Source organism: Streptomyces sp. NPDC034670 (assembly GCF_055574875.1).
Genome location: NZ_JBVITR010000003.1, coordinates 242,262 through 262,535 on the forward strand (window position 1 = coordinate 242,262; position 20,274 = coordinate 262,535).

Here is a 20,274-nt window from a genome sequence, read left to right on the forward strand (position 1 = left end):
CAAACCAACCACACCCCCACACCCCCTCCCCCCCCCCCCCCTCCCCCCCCCCCCCCCCCCCCCCCCCCCCCCCCCCCCCCCCCCCCCCGGGACGCGGTGGCCGGTCCCGGGGCCCCCGGGGCCTTCGCGGCGCCTTCAGCTCAGGGACGTGAGCGCCGCGGCGTCGTAGGGCGCGAGTTCGCCGAAGCGGCCCTCGAGCACCTTGGCCGCCCAGTGCGGGTCCTGGAGCAGGGCCCGGCCCACGGCCACGAGGTCGAACTCGTCGCGCTCCATCCGGTCGAGCAGGTTGTCGAGGCTGCTCACCCCCGCCCCCTCGCCGCGGAACGTCCTGGTGAAGTCGCCGTCGTCGAGGCCCACCGACCCGACGGTGACGGCGGGCCGGCCGGTCAGCTTCCTCGTCCAGCCGGCCAGGTTGAGGTCGGCGCCCTCGAACTCGGGGAGCCAGTAGCGGCGCGTGGAGGCGTGGAAGGCGTCGACACCGGCCGCGGCGAGCGGGGTGAGGATCGCCTCCAGCTCCTGGGGGGTGTCGGCGAGGCGGGCGCGGTAGGCGTCCTGCTTCCACTGCGAGTACCGGAAGACCACCGGGAAGTCCGGGGACACCGCCTCCCGCACGGCGGCGACGACCTCCGCCGCGAACTTCGTCCGGGCCACCGGGTCGCCGCCGTAGGCGTCGGTGCGGCGGTTGGTGCCGGCCCACAGGAACTGGTCGATGAGGTAGCCGTGGGCGCCGTGCAGCTCCACCCCGTCGAAGCCGATCCGCTCGGCCGCGGCGGCGGCCTCGGCGAAGGCGCCGATCACCTCGTCGATGTCCCGCCGGGTCATGGCCCGGCCGCCCTCGCTGCCGTCGGTCCGCAGCCCGGACGGCCCGACGACCGGGGCGTCCGGGAACGGCGGCTCCCCCGCCCGGCGCACCGTGCCGATGTGCCACAGCTGCGGCATGATCGTGCCGCCGGCCGCGTGCACCGCCTCGGCGACCCTCGCCCAGCCCGCGAGCTGCTCCTCCCCGTGGAAGCGGGGCACCCGGTCGCTCTGCCCCGCGGAGGGGTGGCCGACGTACGTCCCCTCGGTGACGATCAGCCCGACCCCGGCGGCCGCACGGCGGGAGTAGTACGACGCGACGTCCTCCCCCGGGACGCCGCCCGGCGAGAACTGCCGGGTCATCGGCGCCATGACGATGCGGTTCGGGACGGTCAGGCCGTTGATCACGGCCGGGCGGGACAGGATCCGGGCCGCGCGGGAGGCCGTTTCGGAGGCGGTGGTGACGGTCACGGGGGCTCCTCCAGGAGATACCGGTCAGTATGTGCACACGCATGGAATCTGTGCTGTACGGGCAACCGGTCCGCCCGCCACGGGCATTCCCGCCCTCCCTCCCGGGTGGCGCACGTCATACCCGCTTCTGACCTGTCGTCAACACGCTTCAGCGGGAACGGGGTTCGCGGGAGCCCCGGTTCGCCGGGGGGGGCGGACGGGACCGACCGGACACGCACGAGGGCGGCACCCCCCGGTGCACGGGGAGTGCCGCCCTCGGTCACGCGTCGGACGGTTCTGATCCTCGGGAGGATCAGAAGTCCATGTCACCGCCCGGCATGCCGCCGCCGGCCGGGGCCGCGGCCTTCTCCGGCTTGTCGGCGATGACGGCCTCGGTGGTGAGGAACAGCGCGGCGATCGACGCGGCGTTCTGCAGCGCGGAGCGCGTCACCTTGGCCGGGTCGATGATGCCTTCCTTGACCAGGTCGACGTAGTCGCCGGTCGCGGCGTTCAGGCCGTGGCCCGGGGTCAGGTTGCGCACCTTCTCCACCACGACGCCGCCCTCGAGGCCGGCGTTGACGGCGATCTGCTTCAGCGGGGCCTCCAGGGCGATGCGCACGGCGTTGGCGCCGGTCGCCTCGTCACCCTCGAGCTCCAGCTTCTCGAAGACCTGGGAGGCCTGCAGCAGGGCCACGCCACCACCGGCGACGATGCCCTCCTCGACGGCCGCCTTGGCGTTGCGGACGGCGTCCTCGATGCGGTGCTTGCGCTCCTTGAGCTCCACCTCGGTGGCGGCACCGGCCTTGATGACCGCGACACCGCCGGCGAGCTTCGCCAGGCGCTCCTGCAGCTTCTCGCGGTCGTAGTCGGAGTCGCTGTTCTCGATCTCGGCGCGGATCTGGTTCACGCGGCCCTGGACCTGGTCGGCGGAGCCGGCACCGTCGACGATGGTGGTCTCGTCCTTGGTGATGACGACCTTGCGGGCCTTGCCCAGGAGGTCGAGCGTGGCGTTCTCCAGCTTGAGGCCGACCTCCTCGGAGATGACCTCGCCGCCCGTGAGGATGGCGATGTCGCCGAGCATGGCCTTGCGGCGGTCGCCGAAGCCCGGGGCCTTGACGGCGACGGACTTGAAGGTGCCGCGGATCTTGTTGACGACCAGGGTCGACAGGGCCTCGCCCTCGACGTCCTCGGCGATGATCAGCAGCGGCTTGCCCGACTGCATGACCTTCTCCAGGAGCGGGAGCAGGTCCTTGACGTTGGAGATCTTGGAGTTGGCGATCAGGATGTACGGGTCGTCGAGGACGGCCTCCATACGCTCCATGTCGGTGGCGAAGTACGCCGAGATGTAGCCCTTGTCGAAGCGCATGCCCTCGGTGAGCTCCAGCTCCAGACCGAAGGTCTGGGACTCCTCGACGGTGATGACGCCTTCCTTGCCGACCTTGTCCATGGCCTCGGCGATGAGCTCGCCGATCTGGGTGTCGGCGGCGGAGATGGAGGCCGTGGAGGCGATCTGCTCCTTGGTCTCGACGTCCTTCGCCTGCTCGAGCAGGGCGGCGGAGACGGCCTCGACGGCCTTCTCGATGCCGCGCTTCAGGGCCATCGGGTTGGCGCCGGCGGCGACGTTGCGCAGGCCCTCCTTGACCAGGGCCTGGGCGAGGACGGTCGCGGTGGTCGTACCGTCACCGGCGACGTCGTCCGTCTTCTTGGCGACTTCCTTGACCAGCTCGGCGCCGATCTTCTCGTACGGGTCCTCGAGCTCGATCTCCTTGGCGATGGAGACACCGTCGTTGGTGATCGTGGGGGCGCCCCACTTCTTCTCGAGGACGACGTTGCGGCCCTTGGGGCCGAGGGTCACCTTGACGGCGTCCGCGAGCTGGTTCATGCCGCGCTCGAGGCCGCGCCGCGCCTCCTCGTCGAACGCGATGATCTTGGCCATGTGAAGTGGTCCCTCCAGGACTGGGGGTGATTCCTTCGGACCGCGCCCGCGCCCGCGACGGACGGCTCGCCGGCCTCGTGGTTCCTTGCCCCACCCGGCCCGCGGGCCTCACCGACCCGGTCCTTACGTTGTCACTCTCACCTTCAGAGTGCTAACGCCAATGATTAGCACTCGACCCCTCCGAGTGCAAGGCGCGCTCGCGAAGCGGGCTCGATGAGAGGTGGTGGTCGGGTGACGGACGGGCGCGGGCGGCCGCGGGCGCGAGAGGTGGCCGCAGGGGCCGGAAGGCGGCTCGGCCGTCCGCGAACACGCGCCCGGGCGAGCGCGGCGCACGCCCGGGCTCGCCCGCGCACGGCGCACGCCCCGTCCGGGCGCGGCGCACACCCACGCTCGTCCGGGCACGGCGCGCACCCCGGCCGGGCATGGCGAAGGGCCCGTGCCCCGGGAGGCACGGGCCCTTCGCCGGCAGAAGATTCCTGCGGCTGGTAGCGCGTTCAGGCAGTGACGCGAACCATGTCGGCCTGTGGGCCCTTCTGGCCCTGCGAGATCTCGAACTCGACCCGCTGGCCCTCTTCCAGGGTGCGGTAGCCGTCCATCTGGATCGCGCTGTAGTGGACGAAAACATCCGCACCACCGTCGACCGCGATGAAGCCGTACCCCTTCTCCGCGTTGAACCACTTGACGGTGCCCTGAGCCATGCCTAACTCCCCTATTACTGGCCCTTGCACAGATCCACACTTCGCGGATCCGGGTCATACCTCACCCCCCAACGGTTGGGGGCGTGCGCCGGAACGCGTCGACCGCGGCTGAATGTATCTGCCCAACTGCCGTCTGCAACAGGTCAATCGGACGAGAAATCTGGACGCCACGAGCCCGGGATATGGCGAGAATTCATCTGGTTTCAGGGCAAGTCGGGCCGCACATCAGGGGCAAATGCCGCGAAAGGCGCCCGCACTTTGGCTACATCCAGTCGGGCGTACGGCAGGAATCAAAGGTTCCCGATCGAGGGATCGGATCCGCGTTCCCCAACTCTACCGTGCTCAATCCCATGGAATAGCCCCCTCCGCATCTCTCACGGAGGGGGCCATGTGATGGACGCTCGGTAACCGGGATTACCGACGGTAATGATCAGCCCCCGGCGACCGCCGGAATGATGGACACGCCCGCGCCGTCCGGGGTGGGGGTCCCGAGGCCCTGCTCGAAGCGCACGTCGTCGTCGTCGACGTAGACGTTGACGAAGCGGCGCAGCCTGCCCTGGTCGTCCAGGACCCGGGCGGCGATCCCGGTGTGGTTCTTCTCCAGGTCCTCGATGACCTCGGCGAGGGTCGCGCCCTCGGCGCTCACCTCGGCCCGGCCGCCGGTGTAGGTGCGCAGGATGGTCGGGATGCGGACGGTCACGCTCATGCGAGGCCTGCCTCTCGGAACGACTCCAGGTTGGGGCGGATGGTCGCGGTGAGCCCGGTGCCGGCCACCGCGTCCAGCGTCTTCAGGCCGTCACCGGTGTTGAGCACGACGGTGGTCAGGGCCGGGTCGAGCACGCCGTCGTCGACGAGCTTCTTCGTCACGCCGACCGTGACGCCGCCCGCCGTCTCGGCGAAGATGCCCTCGGTGCGGGCGAGCAGCCTGATGGCGTCCACGATCTGGCCGTCCGTCACGTCCTCCACGGCGCCGCCCGTCCGGCGTGCGATGTCCAGGACGTACGGGCCGTCGGCGGGGTTGCCGATGGCGAGCGACTTGGCGATGGTGTCCGGCTTCTGCGGCCGCACGACGTCGTGGCCCGCCTTGTAGGCGGCCGACACCGGCGAGCAGCCCTCGGCCTGCGCACCGAAGATCTTGTACGGCCGGTCCTCCACCAGCCCGAGCCCGATCAGCTCCCGCAGACCCTTGTCGATCTTCGTGAGCTGCGAGCCGGAGGCGATGGGGACGACGATCTGGTCGGGCAGCCGCCAGCCGAGCTGCTCGCAGATCTCGTACGCCAGGGTCTTGGAGCCCTCCGCGTAGTACGGCCGCAGGTTGACGTTGACGAAGCCCCAGCCCTCGCCGGCCGGGTCGCCGATCAGCTCGGAGCAGAAGCGGTTCACGTCGTCGTAGTTGCCCTCGATGCCGACGAGTTCCCCGCCGTAGACGGCGGCCATGACGACCTTCCCCTGCTCCAGGTCGTGCGGGATGAACACGCAGGAGCGCAGGCCGGCCCGCGCGGCGGCGGCGCCGACCGCGCCGGCCAGGTTGCCGGTGGAGGAGCAGGACAGGGTGGTGAAGCCGAAGGCGCGGGCGGCCTCCAGGGCCTGGGCGACGACGCGGTCCTTGAAGGAGTGCGTCGGGTTGCCGGAGTCGTCCTTGACGTACAGGCCGCCGGTGACGCCGAGTTCACGGGCGAGGTTGTCGGCCTTGACCAGCGCGGTCCAGCCGGGGTTGAGGTTCGGCTTGGTCGCCACGTCGGCGGGGACGGGCAGCAGCGGCGCGTAGCGCCAGATGTTCGCGGGGCCCGCCTCGATCCGCTTGCGCAGTTCCCCGGCGTCCAGGCCCGAGAAGTCGTAGGCGATCTCCAGCGGGCCGAAACACTCCTCGCAGGCGAAGACGGGGCCGAGGGGCACGCGGTGGCCGCATTCGCGGCAGGAGAGCGCGGCGGCGGAGCCCAGGTCGACGGAGTTCGCGGCGGCGGAGTCGGTGGTGCTTGCAACGGTCTGCACAGCCATGTGAGGCGAGGCCCTTTCTCCTCATCTTCCTCACGACGCATCTCGCCGTGAGACGGATTTGGCACCTTCCCTAGCCGGGAGCCTCGCCACGTCCGTGTGACAAGAACCGACTGGAGGGTTGCCGGGGCTTCATCGGGCCGTGTCCCTCTGCCCCTCTGGATGAGCGGTGTTCAGTTGTCCGCGCGACGACCCCGACATGCGAGGGCCGTCCACGTTGCTCAAGACTGTAACCGAAGGCCTGGGTGGTCGAGACAGCCCGTCCGAACCGCGAGACGGATCACAGGCCAGTGAGGAGCCGGGACCGTGCTGGAAGAAGTCGAGCGCTGGCTGAGCGAACGCTCCTGGTCCGTGACCGACCGACCGCTGCACCAGGTCCTGGCGGCCAAACGCGCCACGGGCCGGACGGTGAGCGTGGTGCTGCCCGCGCTCAACGAGGAGGCGACGGTCGGCGAGATCGTGTCCGTGATCCGGCGCGACCTGGTGCTCCGGGTCCCCCTGGTCGACGAGGTCGTGGTGGTCGACTCGGGCTCGACCGACCGCACGTCCCAGAAGGCGGCGGCGGCGGGCGCGCGGGTGGTGCACCGGGACACGATCCTGCCCCGCATACCGGCCGTGCCCGGCAAGGGCGAGGTGCTGTGGCGCTCCCTGCTCGTCACCCGCGGCGACATCGTCTGCTTCGTCGACGCGGACCTGCGCGAGTTCTCCTCCGACTTCGTCTCCGGCATCGTCGGCCCGCTGCTCACCGAACCGGACCTGCAGTTGGTCAAGGCCATGTACGACCGCCCCCTGGGCTCCGCGGCCGGCCAGGGCGGCCGGGTCACGGAGCTGATGGCCCGCCCGCTGCTCAACCTGCACTGGCCGCGGCTGGCCGGTTTCGTCCAGCCGCTGGGCGGCGAGTACGCGGCCCGCCGCTCCCTGCTGGAGCGGCTCCCCTTCCCCGTCGGCTACGGCGTGGAGCTCGGCATGCTGGTCGACGCCCTGCACCTGGTCGGCCTGGACGCCCTCGCCCAGGTCGACGTCGGGGTCCGCCACCACCGCCACCAGGACGGCCAGGCCCTCGGCCGCATGGCCGCCGCGATCTACCGCACCGCCCAGCTCCGGCTGGCCCGCGGCCACCTGGTCCGCCCCGCGCTCACCCAGTTCGAGCGGATCGGGAGCACCTTCGCCCCCCGTACGCACCCGGTGGACACGGAGGAGCGGCCGCCCATGGCGGAGATCCCGGAGTACCGGGCGCGCAGGGTGGCCTGACCCTCCGGGGCCGCGGGCCCCCGCGTCAGCCGGGGACGCCGTCCGACCAGCGCCAGCGGCCGGCGGAGTCCCGCGCACAGGTCAGGTACTCGCCGCCGCGGCCGTGGGTGCTCAGGCCGCGGTGCCGGGCGGCGCAGAACTGGCCGTCGGCGTAGCAGTTGCCCGCGGGGCTGGTGATCTCGCAGACGCCCGTCCCGGCACCGCCGGAGCCCCCCGAAGTCGGCGCCGGCTCCGGCGGCACCGACTTCGGGGGCGGGGTCGGCTCCGGGCGCAGCGGGCGCCCGGCGCAGTCGCGGCCGTCCCGGGCGACGGTGAACGTCACGCCGCCGGAACCGCCGGTCTGCTCGCAGACCTTCTCCGCCGTGTCCCAGGAGGAGGCCGTCCGTCCGGTGCCCTGGAGCCGGACGGTGTAGTCGACGCCGTCCTTCCTGGCCGTGATGACGGCCGACCCGATGCTGCGGCCGGTGAAGTCCGGCAGCGTGACGGGGGTCGGCGTCGGGGTCGGCGTGGGAGTCGGCGTGGGGGTCGGGGTCGGCGTGGGGGTGGCGGCCGGGGCCCGCGTGCCGTCGGACGCCCCGGGCGCGGGACCGGCGCCGCCCTGCGTCGCGGTGACCGCCGCGGGCCGTCCCCCCGCCCCCGTGTCGCCGCCCGCGTCGCCGCAGCCCGCCAGGGCCAGTGCGAAGGCCCCGGCCAGCGCCGCCGCGCCGACGGATCCGCGCATGCGTGTGCGCATGGCATCCACCCCCCGAAAAGTTGAAATGCGCACCGCATATCTTCAGGCTTTTCACATCTTCACCACAAGGGGTGCGGCGCGGATCGCCCCGGAGGTGACGCACCGGCACGTTTGAGGTTTCCGAGGTGGGGCTAGGTTGAGGCGTATGGCTTCCACGCAGGCTGTTCAGGGTGCTCAGGTGCTGGTCGCGTCGAACCGCGGCCCCGTCTCGTACACGGTGGACGGGGACGGCTCGCTGCGGGCCAGACGGGGCGGCGGCGGACTGGTGTCCGGGCTGTCGGCGATCGGTCCGGAGGCGGGGGCGCTGTGGGTGTGCTCGGCGCTGTCCGACGGCGACCGCGAGGCCGTGCGGCGCGGGGTCGGCGAGGACGGCGTGCGGATGCTGGACGTCCCGGCGGACGTGCACGCCGACGCGTACAACGGGATCGCCAACTCGGTGCTGTGGTTCGTGCACCACATGCTGTACCAGACCCCGCTGGAGCCGGTCTTCGACGCGGAGTTCCGGTGGCAGTGGGCGTCCTACGAGACGTACAACCGGGCCTTCGCCGAGGCGCTGGCCGAGGAGGCGGCGCCGGGGGCGGCGGTGCTGGTGCAGGACTACCACCTGACGCTGGTCCCCGGGATGCTCCGCGAGCTCCGCCCCGACCTGCGGATCGGTCACTTCTCGCACACGCCGTGGGCGCCGCCGGAGTACTTCCGGATGCTGCCCGACGACATCGCCGGGCAGGTGCTGCGCGGGATGCTGGGCGCCGACCGGCTGGGCTTCCTCACCCACCGCTGGGCGGACGCGTTCACCGCGTGCTGCGAGCGGTTCGCGGGCGGCCTCGGGAACACCCGGATCGGCGTGCACGGGCTGGGGGCCGACGCGGACTTCCTGCGCGCCCGGTCCCGCGAGGCGGACGTGAAGGAGCGGATGGCCGCGCTGCGGGAGGAGATCGGCGCGGCTCCCGGCGGCGGCGCGCGCAGGACGATCGTGCGGGTCGACCGGACCGAGCTGTCGAAGAACATCGTGCGCGGCCTGCTGGCGTACCGGCTGCTCCTCGAGGACCGCCCCGAGTGGCGCGAACGGGTCGTGCACGTCGCCTTCGCCTACCCCTCCCGGCAGGACCTCGCCGTGTACCGCGACTACACCGCCGAGGTGCAGCGGGTCGCCGGGGAGATCAACGAGCGGTACGGGACGCCGGGCTGGCGGCCGGTCGTGCTGCACGTCGAGGACGACTTCGCACGCTCGCTGGCCGCGTACCGGATGGCGGACGTGGCCCTGGTCAACCCCGTCCGCGACGGCATGAACCTGGTCGCCAAGGAGGTGCCGGTCGTCTCCGACACGGGCTGCGCGCTGGTGCTGTCGCGGGAGGCGGGCGCCCACGAGGAGCTGGGCGAGGACGCGCTCACCGTCAACCCGTACGACGTCGTCGACACGGCGCGCGCCCTGCACGAGGCCCTGACCATGGGCCCGGCGGAGCGGACCGAGCGCAGCAAGCGCCTGGCCGCGGCGGCGACCGCGCTGCCGCCGGCGCAGTGGTTCCTGGACCAGCTGAACGCGCTGCGGGACGGGCCGGCGTCCGGCTGACCGGGGGCGGCCGGACGGGTCGGCTCACCGGCACGGCCGGTCGCGCAGGCGTACGGGCGCCGGGACGTGGATAGGTTGGCGGCATGGGCAGCCACACGGATTCCACGGACCCGAACACGACGGAGCCGAAGGCCACGGGCCCGGACTCCACGGACCCCGGTACCGCCGACGGCCTGCCGGCGCCCGCCACGCGGGCCGGGCGGGAAGGACTGGACGCGCTCCTCGCGCGGCCGGAGAGGGCGCTGATCGCCCTGGACTTCGACGGGACGCTCGCGCCGATCGTGCCCGATCCGGACCGGGCCCGCGCGCACCCCGGCGCGGTGCCCGCGCTCGCCGCGCTCGCCCCGCGGGTGGCGGCCGTCGCGGTCGTCACCGGGCGGCCCCCCGGCGTGGCCGTGCGGCACGGCGGCTTCGCGGGAGCGCCCGGTCTGGAGCGCCTCGTCGTCCTCGGCCACTACGGGGCCGAGCGCTGGGACGCGGCGACCGGCACGGTCACCGCGCCCGCCCCGCACCCCGGCGTCGCCGCCGTCCGCGCGGAACTGCCGGGGCTGCTCGACCGGGTCGGCGCGTGGCGGGGCACCTGGATCGAGGAGAAGGGCCGGGCGGTGGCCGTCCACACCCGCAGGGCCTCCGACCCCCAGGCCGCCTTCGAGGCGCTGCGCGAGCCGCTGACCGGCCTCGCCGCCCGGCACGGCCTGATCGTCGAGCCGGGCCGCATGGTCCTGGAGCTGCGTCCGCCCGGCATGGACAAGGGCGTCGCCCTGCTGGAGTACGCCCGTGAGATCGGTGCTGGCTCGGTCCTGTACGCCGGTGACGACCTGGGCGACCTCCCCGCCTACGCCGCCGTCGACAAGCTCCGCTCCGACGGCGTCCCCGGCCTGCTGGTGTGCAGCGGCAGCGACGAGGTCGCCGAGCTGCGGGAACGCTCGGACCTGGTGGTCGACGGTCCGGCGGGGGTGGTGGAACTGCTCCGCTCGCTGGCGGCACGGATCGGCTGAAACCACCGGGCGGCCGTCACGCCCCGGCCGGCCCCGATCCGGCCGGGGCGTGGCAGCCGGGCGGCCGTGGCAGCCGGGCGGCGGACGGTCCGAAACGGTCCGGCCGGGCAGCGGACGGCCCGAAGCGGTCCGGCCGTGCGGCGGCCGGCTGTCCCGGCGGCCGGGCAACGGCGACTCCGCTCCCCCGGACACCGCACCCCGGCCACCGGGCGACCCGAAGCGGTCCGGCCGTGCGGCGGCCGACGGCGCCGGCGGCCTGTTGTTCCGGCGGCCGGCCGGCGATGCCGGCCCGCTCCCCGGTCGGCGTCGGACGCGGACCGGCGCGGGCAGACGCCCCCGGCCGCCCCCGGAAGCGGGGCGTCCGGGACGGCGGGACGCTCCGGGACCGGGCGGGCACCCGGGACGGCGCCCGCACCGCGGTCCGGGGCGGGGCCGGGAGAGGAACCCGCCGGAAGGACTTCGCGGGCCCGCGCCGCCGAAGGCGCGCCACGGGGACCGGCCCCGGTGACCGGACCGCGGGGTCCGCGCCGGGTGCCGCCGCGGGACCGGTCGCCCGCGCCGCGCGGACGCGCGGTGCGGGCCGCCCGTCGGCGTCGCGCCCGGGAGCCGCGGTCAGCGCTGCGCGCGGCGGGCCTCCCGGACGCGGCGCAGGCGGTTGACCGTCACCGGGTCGTGGGCCAGGGCGCGCGGGTCGTCGAGCAGGGCGTTGAGGAGCTGGTAGTAGCGCACCGGGGCCAGGCCCAGTTCCTCGCGTATCGCCCGTTCCTTCGCGCCGGGGCCGGAGAAGCCGCGGCGCTCCAGCGCGAGGACGTCCCGCTCGCGCCGCTCCAGCCGTTCCTCGTCCATGCCCCGCACCGTAGTCCCCGGCACTGACACCGGTGCCGCCGCCCGGGCCCCGCGGGGCCTACCCCGCGCTCTCCGCCCGCGCGGCCGTCGCCTGGATCCCGCCCAGGACGCCCGCCGGGCTGCCGCCCGGGGCGACCGCCTTGCCGATCTCCTTCTTGATCTCCGAGCTGACCGTCGCCCAGGAGGTGGTGCCGACCGGGTAGAGCTCCGAGGTCGGCAGCTGGTCCAGGAAGGGCTTGAGGTGCTTGTCCTGCGCGGACGCGCTCATCGCCCGGGACGCGGAGCCGGTGACCGGCAGCAGGTCGTACTCGCGGGAGAAGTCGAGCACGTTCTTCTCGCTGTAGACGAAGTCGAGGAAGTCGCCGATCTCGTCGCGGTGGCCGTTCTCCTTGAAGGCCATCATCCAGTCGGCGACACCGAGCGTGGGCCGGCTCTCGCCGTCGGACGTCGGCGCGGGCACCATGCCGAAGTCCACGCCCTTCGCCTCGGCCATCTCCATCAGGGTGGGATGGCCGTTGAGCATGCCGACGTCACCGGCGGCGAACGCGGCGAACGCGTCCGCCCGGTCGAGCTTCCCGGGCGCGACCGGGCCGGTCAGGCCCTTGCCGACCAGCTCGTTCTTCAGCCAGTTGAAGGTCTCGACGTTCTCCGCGGAGTCGAGGGCGTACGTGCCCGTCATGTCGGTGTAGCCGCCCTCGCCGCTGAGCAGCCACTGCAGGGTCTCGGCCTGCGCCTCCTCCGGGCCGAGCGGCAGCGCGTAGGGGTACTTCACGCCCTCGGCCCGGAGCGCCTCGGCGTTCTCGGCGAGCTCGTCCCAGGTGGTCGGCGGGGTGAGGCCGGCCTCGTCGAACAGCTTCTCGTTGTAGAACAGCACGCGCGTGGAGGCGGCGAAGGGCATGCCGTACTGGATGCCGTTGACCTGGCCCGCCGAGGCGAGCTGGGAGAGGAAGTCCGCCTGCACGGGGATGGAGAGCAGGTCGTCCACCTTGTAGAGCAGGTCGTCGGCCGCGTAGTCGGCGTACGCGCCGATCTGCGCCAGGTCCGGCGGGTCGCCCGCGGCGACCATCTCCTTGACCTCGCGGTCGACGTCGGTCCAGGAGTGGACGCTGACGTCGATCTTCACGCCGGGGTGGTCGGCCTCGTACCGCTCGACCAGGTCGGCCCAGTACTTCTCGGAGCTGGTGGCCGCGCTGTTGCCGTAGTCGGCGGCGACCAGTCTCAGGGTCACCCCGGAGGAGTCGTCGCCGCATCCGCCGAGGACCCCCGTCAGTCCCAGCGCGGACACCGCCGCGATCACCCTTGTCCTGAGCCGCCGCTGCACTCTTCCTGCCCCTACCCGGCGCCCCGCGCCGTCCCACTGAATTCCGATAATCGGAATAAGGTCTACACCACACCAGTGGACTAGACCTCTCCCGGGTCCCCGGTCCACACTGTTCCCGTGAGACATGTCATCGCCCTCGACGTGGGCGGCACCGGGATGAAGGCCGCCCTGGTCGGGGCGGACGGCGCGCTGCTGCACCGGGCCCGCCGGGCCACCGGCCGCGAACGCGGCCCGGACGCCGTCGTCGCGGGCATCCTCGACTTCGCCGCCGAACTGCGCGCCCACGGCGTCGAGCACTACGGCGAACCCGCCCGCGCCGCCGGCGTCGCCGTCCCCGGGATCCTCGACGAGGCGGAGGGCGTCGCCGTCTACGCGGCCAACCTCGGCTGGCGCGACGTCCCGCTGCGCGCCCGGCTCGCCGAGCGGCTCGGCGGCGTCCCCGTCGCCCTTGGCCACGACGTGCGCGCCGGCGGGCTGGCCGAGGGCCGGCTCGGGGCGGGCCGGGGCACCGACCGCTTCCTGTTCGTGCCGCTGGGCACCGGCATCGCGAGCGCCATCGGCATCGACGGCCGGGTGGAGGCGGGCGCGCACGGCCTCGCGGGCGAGATCGGCCACATCGTCGTGCGGCCCGGGGGCGCCCGGTGCCCGTGCGGCCGGCGCGGCTGCCTGGAGCGGTTCGCGTCCGCGTCGGCGGTGAGCGAGGCGTGGGCGGCGGTCTGCGGCGACCCCGGCGCGGACGCGGCGGACTGCGCGCAGGCCGTCGCGGCCGGGGACGCCCGGGCCCGCGCGGTGTGGCAGGAGGCGGTGGACGCGCTGGCCGACGGGCTGGTCACCGTGCACACCCTGCTGGACCCGCGCACACTGATCATCGGTGGCGGGCTGGCCGAGGCCGGGGAGACGTTGTTCGCGCCACTGCGGGAGGCCGTCCGGCGGCGGCTCACCTTCCAGAAGCCCCCGTCCCTGGTCCCCGCGGCGCTCGGGGACACCGCCGGGTGCCTGGGCGCGGGACTCCTCGCCTGGGACCTCCTCGAAACCGCCGCCCCCTCGGACCCCCCGGTCCTTCCAGCCCCCTCGGAGGTAACCGCCTGATGGCCCCCACCAAGGTTCTCACCGGCGCCCGGGTGGTCCTGCCCACCGGGACCGTGGACGACGGCCGCGTGCTCGTCGACGGCACGCGGATCGCCGCGGGGGACCCTCCCGGGGACGCCGAGACGATCGACCTGTCCGGCCACTGGCTGGTCCCCGGCTTCGTCGACCTCCACAACCACGGCGGCGGCGGGGCGTCCTTCACCTCCGGGACGGTCGACGACGTCCTGCGGGGCGTCCGCACCCACCGGCTGCACGGCACCACCACCCTGGTCGCCTCCACCGTCACCGGCGACCTGGACTTCCTCGCCCGGCGCGCCGGGCTGCTGTCCGAGCTGGCCGAGCAGGGCGAGATCGCGGGCATCCACTTCGAGGGGCCGTTCATCTCGCCGTGCCGCAAGGGCGCGCACTCCGAGAAGCTGCTGCGCGACCCGGACCCGGCGGAGGTGCGCAAACTCGTCGACGCGGCGCGCGGGCACGCGAAGATGGTCACGCTCGCCACCGAACTGCCCGGCGGCATCGACTCGGTGCGCCTGCTGGCCGAGCACGGCGTGATCGCGGCCGTCGGCCACACGGACGCCACCTACGAGCAGACCGTGCGGGCCATCGAGGCCGGGGCCACGGTCGCCACCCACCTCTTCAACGCGATGCCGCCCCTCGGTCACCGCGCCCCCGGCCCCATCACGGCCCTCCTGGAGGACGAGCGGGTCACGGTCGAGCTGATCAACGACGGCACGCACCTGCACCCGGCCGCGCTCCGGCTCGCGTTCCGCCACGCGGGCGCCGGACGGGTGGCGTTCATCACGGACGCGATGGACGCGGCCGGCTTCGGCGACGGCCGCTACATGCTCGGCCCGCTGGAGGTGGAGGTCGCGGACGGCGTGGCCCGGCTGGTGGAGGGCGGCTCCATCGCGGGCTCGACGCTCACCCTGGACCGCGCCTTCCAGCGGGCGGTCACGGTCGACGGGCTGCCGGTGGAGGACGCGGTCGCGGCCCTCTCCGCGAACCCGGCGCGCCTGCTGGGCATGGACGACCGGATCGGTTCCCTGGAGCCCGGGAAGGACGCCGACCTGGTGGTCCTGGACGCGGACTTCGCCCTCCGGGGCGTGATGCGCCGGGGCGCCTGGGTGGTCGCTCCCCAACTGGCCTGATTCGTCCCCGGGTCGGGGCCGGCGGCCGGTCCCGGGGGTGGGCCCGCCGCCGTCTCTTTGGCATGATCGTGCCCCCGGAGCACACGGCAGGAGCACGCGAAAAAGGGGGGGCCGGCCCGGTGATCCTCACCGTCACGCTGAACACCGCTCTCGACATCACCTACCGCGTGCCGTCCCTGCGTCCGCACGCCTCCCACCGGGTCTCCGAGGTGACGGAACGCCCCGGCGGCAAGGGGATCAACGTGGCCCGGGTGCTCGCGGCCCTCGGCCACGGGGTGACGGTCACCGGCTTCGCGGGCGGCACGACGGGCCGGGTCCTGCGGGACCGGCTCGCCGGGGTGCCGGGCGTGCGGGACGCGCTGGTGGCGGTGTCCGGCACCACCCGGCGCACCGTCGCCGTGGTCGACGAGCGCTCCGGGGGGACCACCCAGCTCAACGAGCCCGGCCCGACGATCGGCCACGCCGAGTGGTCCGCCTTCCAGAAGGCGTACGAGGACCTGCTGGCGTCCGCCTCGGCGGTGGCCCTGTGCGGCAGCCTGCCCCCGGGCGTCCCGGTCGGCGCCTACGCCTCACTGACCCGCACCGCCCGGGCGGCCGGGGTGCCGGTCCTGCTGGACACCAGCGGGGCGGCGCTGCGCCGCGGGGTCGCCGGGCGTCCCGACGTCCTCAAGCCGAACGCCGGGGAACTGGCCGAGCTCACCGGCTCCCACGAGCCGCTGCGGGCCACCCAGGACGCCCGGCGCCGCGGCGCCGGCACGGTGGTCGCCTCCCTGGGCCCCCAGGGCGTCCTCGCGGTGACCCCCGAGGGCCACTGGCGCGCCGCTCCGCCGGCCCGCCTGCGCGGCAACCCCACGGGCGCCGGCGACTCCCTGGTCGCGGGCCTGCTGTCGGGCCTGGTGGACCGCCTGCCGTGGCCGGAGCGGCTGACCCGCGCGGTCGCCCTGTCGGCGGCGACGGTGCTGTCCCCGGCGGCCGGCGAGTTCGACCGGGCGGCCTACGAGGACCTGCGGGGCCGCGTCGCGGTGACGGCGGAGGCGAGCGCGGCCTGAGGCCGGCCCGCCGACCGCGCTACTTCTTGACCTGGCCTTCCTTCAGCCACAGCTGGTCCAGCAGGACGTTGCACTTGTCGCCGTCGTTGCAGGAGACCGAGATCGTGTTGGTGCCCTTGTTGAGAGTGGGCCAGGCGAAGGTCTGGGTCCAGCCCTTGGAGAAGTCGCCCTCCTTGGCGCGGGCGAAGTTGTCCATGTTCAGCTTGGAACCGAACTCCTTGCCGTTGACGGTGAGCGTCATCGACTGGGGCTCGTCGGTGGTGCTGTAGCGGACGAAGACGGTATAGGCGCCGTCCTCCGGGATGCCGTTGACCGTCCAGGTGACCGAGGCGCCCGGCTGGTTGAGGCCGGTCACGTAGATGCCGCCGTCGGACTGCGCGCCCTCGACGTCCGACGCGAGGGCGGCGGAGCCGCCCAGGCGCAGCGCCTTCGCGTCGATCACCGGCAGCTCGACCTTCTCCTCCTCGGCGCTGCTGCTCGCCGTCGGGCTGGGCTCGCTGGTCTGGGACTGGGTCGGCGTCGCGTCCGCCTGGCCGTCGCCGCCCTTGTCGTCGTCGTCACCGCTGACCATGGCCACGCCGATGCCGATCACGACTGCGGCGACCACCGCGATCGCGCCGATGAGCAGGCCCTTGGTGTTCGGGCCGCGGCCCCGGCCGCCGCCGCCGTGGCCCCGGCCCGGCTGCGGCGACTGGACGGTGGCGGCGCCGGGCAGCGTCTCCGGGGCGGCGTAGTGCGCGTTCGGCCGGCCGTAGGCGCCCTGCTGCGGCGGTGCCTGGGGGGCGGGCCCCTGCTGCCCGTACTGGCGGGTCCCGACCGGCCGCACCCGGTTGACCGAGTTCGGGTAGCCGTAGCCCCCGGACGGCGGCTGGGCCCCGTTGGCCTGGCCGTCGGCGTAGAGGTAGCCGAACGGGTCGTCGTCCTCGGGCGTGCTCGCGCCGTTGTTGCCGGGCGTCATCCCTTGGTGCTCCTAGGTGCGGGTCGGATGCGGTACGAGTGGTGAGAATGGCGAGCCTACCTCGCCCCCTTCCCGGATTCACTCGAACGGGGGGACCCTCACCCGGCGACCCGAACGGGGTCCACCGACCGCATCATCCCATCGACCTGCGGTTCACCCGGCACGCCTGTGCTGTTTGGGGCGAGATCGTTTCTCGATGTACATCCGCTCGTCGGCGGACTTCAGCACCTCGTCCGCCGTCATGCCGCAGTGGGCCCATCCGATGCCGAAGCTGGCCCCGACCCGCACGGCCCGGCCCTCGGCCCGGATGGGCTGGATGATCTCGTTGCGCAGCCGCACGGCGAGGTCCTGGGCGTCGGCCCGGCCGAGCCCGTCGGCGAGGATCACGAACTCGTCGCCGCCGAGCCGGGCGACGGTGTCGCCGTCGCGGACGCCGTTGCTGAGCCGGCGGGCGACCTCGATGAGCACCGCGTCACCCGCGTTGTGCCCGAACCGGTCGTTGATCGACTTGAAGCCGTCGAGGTCGCAGAAGAGCACCGCGAGCCCCTTGGTGCCGTCGTCGGACTCCCCGGCGGGGGCGACGGTGTGCACGTGGTGGTCGTAGCCGTCGTACGCGTCGGCGTCGGGCGGGAAGTCGAAGTCGTGACCGCGGTCGAAGACGGGCGGGCCCTGGGCGGCGTCCCGGGAGTCGTGGAACTCGTAGGAGTCGAAGGAGTCGAAGGACTCGTAGGGGTGCGGGGAGCCGACGGCGGCGGGCACGACCTGCGGCGGCTGCCGGCACAGCCGGGAGGAGAGCCGGGCGCGCAGTTCGGCGGAGTTCGGCAGGCCGGTGAGGGAGTCGTGGGAGGCGCGGTGGGCGAGCTGGAGCTCGCGGCGCTTGCGCTCCTCGATGTCCTCGACGTGGGTGAGCAGGAAGCGGGGCCCGTCGGCGGCGTCGGCGACGACGGAGTTGCGCAGGGACACCCAGACGTACGTCCCGTCGCGGCGGGCCAGGCGCAGCTCGGCGCGCCCGCCCTCGGCGGAGGTGCGCAGCAGGGTGCCTATGTCCTCGGGGTGGACGAGGTCGGAGAAGGCGTAGCGGCGCATCGCGGAGGCGGGGCGGCCGAGCAGCCGGCACAGGGCGTCGTTGGTGCGCAGGATCCGGCCGTGCTGGTCGCCGCCCATCTCGGCGATGGCCATGCCGGAGGGGGCGTACTCGAAGGCCTGCCGGAAGCTTTCCTCACTGGCGCGCAGCGCCTGCTGCTCGCGCTCCAGACGGACCAGGGCGCGCTGCATGTTGGCACGTAGACGCGCGTTGCTGATGGCGATGGCGGCCTGGAAGGCGTACATCTGGAGCGCCTCGCGGCCCCAGGCGCCGGGCCGGCGGCCGTTGCGCGGGCGGTCCACGGAGAGCACCCCGAGCAGCTCGCCGGAGGTGCCGCCGCCCTGCGGGCCGGGCGCGTACATCGGGGCGAAGAGGCGGTCGGAGGGGTGCCACTCGTCCTCGAAGCGGGGCGCGGGCCCGTCGGTGTACCACTGCGGGACGTCGTCGTCGTCGAGGACCCAGCCCTCGGTGTGCGGTATGAAGATCAGGTCGCCCCAGCGCTCGCCCATGGTCAGGCGGCGCTCCCAGGACTCGCGCGAGCCGACCCGGCCCGTGATGAGGGCCTCGGCGGCGGGGTTGCCGGCGAAGGCGGCGACGACCAGGTCGCCGTCGGGGCGCACGAGGTTGACGCAGGCCAGCTCGTACCCGAGGGCTTCCACGACGCCGTCGGCGACCGTCTGCAACGTGTCCGCCAGGCTGCGGGCCGTGTTCAACGCGGCCATGACCTGGTGCAGTTGTCGCAGGGACGCAAGACGGACGTAGGGTTCCGACTCGGCCTCCATGCTCGCCCTCCCCCCGAGACCTCGGAGTGAATCAAGGGTTCTCTTCGGCGCCTTTCCCGATGGTGCCCCGGCAGCTTCCCGCCACTGAATCACAGCGCGCTGCTCACTCGGTACACAGGGTCAACAATTCCCGTCCCTTGTGACTCAAGTCACAGCCAAACGTGAACAATTGCGCGGCCTTTCCGCAGTTTCCCGTGCGTGCGCCGAACTGCGCCGAACAGGGTCTTTGCGGCGGTTGCCCACGGCTCGCGCCCCGGGTCGGCCGTTGGTCCTAGGTCCCCGCTCGGGCCGGGGCCCGATGCGAGGGCCGTGCGGCGGAGATTAGCGTTGCAGACGTGCCGAACACTCCAGCCGCCCCCTCCGCGATCACCTCCGCGCCCGCCGCCCGGCATGCTGAGGGGGTGAGCAACGACGAGTTCCGCGCCGCCATGTCCCGGCTGGCCTCCGGTGTGGTCCTGGTGACCGCGCAGGAGCCGCCGCTGGACCCGGACGACCCGCGGGCACCGGCCGGCGAGGACGCCGGCATGACGGCCACCGCGTTCCTGTCGGTCTCCCTGGACCCGCCGCTGGTGCTGGTCAGCCTGCGCGAGGGCTCCCGCATGGACGACCTGCTCGACGAACAGCCCCTGTGGGCGGTGTCCGTGCTGTCCGAGAGCCAGCGGCACATCGCGGGCCGCTTCGCGATGCGGGGCCGCCTCAGCGACCGCCTCCTCTTCGAGGACATCCCGTACGTCCGGGGCGAGCGCACCGGGGCGCCGCTGGTGGGCGGCGCGCTGGCGACCCTGGAGTGCCGCACCGAGCAGCGGGTGACCGCCGGGGACCACACCCTGGTGATCGGCCGCGTCCTGACCGCCCGGCTGCCGAGCGCGGACGGGGGGCCGCTGATGTATTTCCGCGGCCGTTACCGGCAGTTGGGCTGAACGCCGGACGCCGGTTTCCCGTCCTTCCCGGTCCTTCCCGGCGCGAAATCCCTTTTACCGGCCGGGATTTCCGCGCTTAGGGTGCCCGAATGACGACGACCGCGCCCCGTCTCGAAGAGATCACCGCGAAGAACCTCGACGCCGCCCTCGGCATACGGGTCCGCCCCGACCAGGAACACGCGGTCGCGCCGGTGGCGAAGTCCCTCGCCGAGGCCTACGTCCACCCCGGTACCGCCTGGCCCCGGCTGATCGTGGACGGCGATCGCGCGGTCGGCTTCCTGATGGCCTTCCTCGACGCCGACTGGCACGAGGACGGCGGCAGCGTGGTCCGCTCCGGCCTGTGGCGGCTGAACATCGCCGCCGGCGAGCAGGGCAAGGGGTACGGCCGCTTCGCCGTGGAGGCGGTGGCCGCGGAACTCCGCCGCCGCGGCGCGACCGCGTTCCACGTCACCTGGGAACCCGGCGACAACGGCCCCGAGGGCTTCTACCTGCGCCTGGGCTTCCGCAGGACCGGCGAGGTCGTCGAGGGCGAGACGGTGGGCGTGCTGGAGCTGGACTGACAGTGAGGATGTGTGGTGGCTTCTCCGGGTGGGTCTGACTCATGGACTGACCGACGCCGTCTGGCTGTCCTCAAGGGGATTCGTCGGC

Annotated in this window: 18 protein-coding genes and 1 riboswitch; of the genes, 8 read left to right on the top strand and 10 right to left on the bottom strand. The window is 73.5% G+C overall.

Annotated features, from left to right (window positions below):
- Positions 1-135: 135 nt before the first annotated feature.
- The 5 genes from ACZ56B_RS03820 to thrC all read right to left on the bottom strand — a co-directional run bounded on the left by ACZ56B_RS03820 (position 136) and on the right by thrC (position 5,880).
- Positions 136-1,269, bottom strand: a complete 1,134-nt coding sequence (locus ACZ56B_RS03820; protein WP_468785882.1) for an NADH:flavin oxidoreductase — start codon at positions 1,267-1,269, stop codon at positions 136-138.
- A gap of 292 nt (positions 1,270-1,561) precedes the next feature.
- A complete protein-coding gene (groL, locus tag ACZ56B_RS03825) occupies positions 1,562-3,184 on the bottom strand; it encodes a chaperonin GroEL (RefSeq protein ID WP_468785884.1) in 1,623 nt (540 codons plus the stop codon).
- Between the two features lie 494 nt (positions 3,185-3,678).
- Positions 3,679-3,882 carry a cold-shock protein gene (locus tag ACZ56B_RS03830; RefSeq protein WP_004986573.1) on the bottom strand — a complete coding sequence of 68 codons (204 nt, stop codon included), beginning with the start codon at positions 3,880-3,882 and terminating at the stop codon, positions 3,679-3,681.
- A gap of 430 nt (positions 3,883-4,312) precedes the next feature.
- Positions 4,313-4,588: a MoaD/ThiS family protein gene (locus tag ACZ56B_RS03835; RefSeq protein ID WP_468785886.1), complete on the bottom strand. Its 276-nt coding sequence runs from the start codon at positions 4,586-4,588 to the stop codon at positions 4,313-4,315.
- On the bottom strand, positions 4,585-5,880 hold the full coding sequence (thrC, locus tag ACZ56B_RS03840) for a threonine synthase (RefSeq protein WP_468785888.1): 1,296 nt from the start codon (positions 5,878-5,880) through the stop codon (positions 4,585-4,587). The genes ACZ56B_RS03835 and thrC overlap by 4 nt, the downstream gene beginning before the upstream one ends.
- An 18-nt stretch (positions 5,881-5,898) precedes the next feature.
- Positions 5,899-6,046, bottom strand: a riboswitch (SAM riboswitch).
- Positions 6,047-6,183: 137 nt separating this feature from the next.
- Here thrC and ACZ56B_RS03845 point away from each other — a divergent pair.
- Positions 6,184-7,128, top strand: a complete 945-nt coding sequence (locus ACZ56B_RS03845) for a glucosyl-3-phosphoglycerate synthase (RefSeq protein WP_468785890.1) — start codon at positions 6,184-6,186, stop codon at positions 7,126-7,128.
- Positions 7,129-7,153: 25 nt separating this feature from the next.
- Here the strand turns inward: ACZ56B_RS03845 and ACZ56B_RS03850 are convergent, their stop codons facing one another.
- Positions 7,154-7,861, bottom strand: coding sequence for a hypothetical protein (locus tag ACZ56B_RS03850; RefSeq protein WP_468785892.1), 708 nt, complete (start codon positions 7,859-7,861; stop codon positions 7,154-7,156).
- Positions 7,862-8,006: 145 nt separating this feature from the next.
- Here ACZ56B_RS03850 and ACZ56B_RS03855 point away from each other — a divergent pair, with 145 nt between their 5' ends.
- The gene (locus ACZ56B_RS03855; RefSeq protein ID WP_468785894.1) at positions 8,007-9,431 is read left to right on the top strand and encodes an alpha,alpha-trehalose-phosphate synthase (UDP-forming); all 1,425 of its coding nucleotides are present in this window, start codon (positions 8,007-8,009) and stop codon (positions 9,429-9,431) included.
- An 83-nt stretch (positions 9,432-9,514) separates the two neighbouring features.
- The gene (gene otsB, locus ACZ56B_RS03860; RefSeq protein ID WP_468785896.1) at positions 9,515-10,429 is read left to right on the top strand and encodes a trehalose-phosphatase; all 915 of its coding nucleotides are present in this window, start codon (positions 9,515-9,517) and stop codon (positions 10,427-10,429) included.
- A 612-nt stretch (positions 10,430-11,041) separates the two neighbouring features.
- On the opposite strand, the gene ACZ56B_RS03865 is transcribed toward otsB, so the two are convergent.
- Positions 11,042-11,275, bottom strand: coding sequence for a DUF3263 domain-containing protein (locus ACZ56B_RS03865; protein WP_468785898.1), 234 nt, complete (start codon positions 11,273-11,275; stop codon positions 11,042-11,044).
- A gap of 58 nt (positions 11,276-11,333) precedes the next feature.
- Positions 11,334-12,596 carry an ABC transporter substrate-binding protein gene (locus ACZ56B_RS03870; RefSeq protein WP_468785900.1) on the bottom strand — a complete coding sequence of 421 codons (1,263 nt, stop codon included), beginning with the start codon at positions 12,594-12,596 and terminating at the stop codon, positions 11,334-11,336.
- Positions 12,597-12,752: 156 nt separating this feature from the next.
- Between ACZ56B_RS03870 and ACZ56B_RS03875 the strand changes: the two genes are divergently transcribed.
- The 3 genes from ACZ56B_RS03875 to ACZ56B_RS03885 all read left to right on the top strand — a co-directional run bounded on the left by ACZ56B_RS03875 (position 12,753) and on the right by ACZ56B_RS03885 (position 15,882).
- The gene (locus ACZ56B_RS03875) at positions 12,753-13,685 is read left to right on the top strand and encodes an ROK family protein (RefSeq protein WP_468785934.1); all 933 of its coding nucleotides are present in this window, start codon (positions 12,753-12,755) and stop codon (positions 13,683-13,685) included.
- Positions 13,685-14,833 (top strand): N-acetylglucosamine-6-phosphate deacetylase, encoded by a 1,149-nt coding sequence (nagA, locus tag ACZ56B_RS03880; RefSeq protein WP_468785902.1) that lies wholly within the window; start codon positions 13,685-13,687, stop codon positions 14,831-14,833. The genes ACZ56B_RS03875 and nagA overlap by 1 nt, the downstream gene beginning before the upstream one ends.
- 119 nt (positions 14,834-14,952) lie before the next feature.
- Positions 14,953-15,882 (top strand): 1-phosphofructokinase family hexose kinase, encoded by a 930-nt coding sequence (locus ACZ56B_RS03885; RefSeq protein ID WP_468785904.1) that lies wholly within the window; start codon positions 14,953-14,955, stop codon positions 15,880-15,882.
- Positions 15,883-15,901: 19 nt separating this feature from the next.
- Here ACZ56B_RS03885 and ACZ56B_RS03890 read toward each other — a convergent pair whose 3' ends face one another.
- Together ACZ56B_RS03890 and cdgB are read right to left on the bottom strand one after the other, a co-directional pair.
- Complete coding sequence (locus tag ACZ56B_RS03890) at positions 15,902-16,840, bottom strand: carbohydrate-binding protein (protein ID WP_468785906.1); 939 nt, start codon at positions 16,838-16,840, stop codon at positions 15,902-15,904.
- Positions 16,841-16,993: 153 nt separating this feature from the next.
- On the bottom strand, positions 16,994-18,706 hold the full coding sequence (gene cdgB / locus ACZ56B_RS03895; protein ID WP_468785908.1) for a diguanylate cyclase CdgB: 1,713 nt from the start codon (positions 18,704-18,706) through the stop codon (positions 16,994-16,996).
- 335 nt (positions 18,707-19,041) lie between these two features.
- Between cdgB and ACZ56B_RS03900 the strand changes: the two genes are divergently transcribed.
- Both ACZ56B_RS03900 and ACZ56B_RS03905 read left to right on the top strand, forming a co-directional pair.
- Complete coding sequence (locus ACZ56B_RS03900) at positions 19,042-19,626, top strand: flavin reductase family protein (RefSeq protein ID WP_468785910.1); 585 nt, start codon at positions 19,042-19,044, stop codon at positions 19,624-19,626.
- Positions 19,627-19,715: 89 nt separating this feature from the next.
- Positions 19,716-20,186 (top strand): GNAT family N-acetyltransferase, encoded by a 471-nt coding sequence (locus tag ACZ56B_RS03905; protein ID WP_468785912.1) that lies wholly within the window; start codon positions 19,716-19,718, stop codon positions 20,184-20,186.
- The last annotated feature ends 88 nt before the right edge of the window (positions 20,187-20,274 follow it).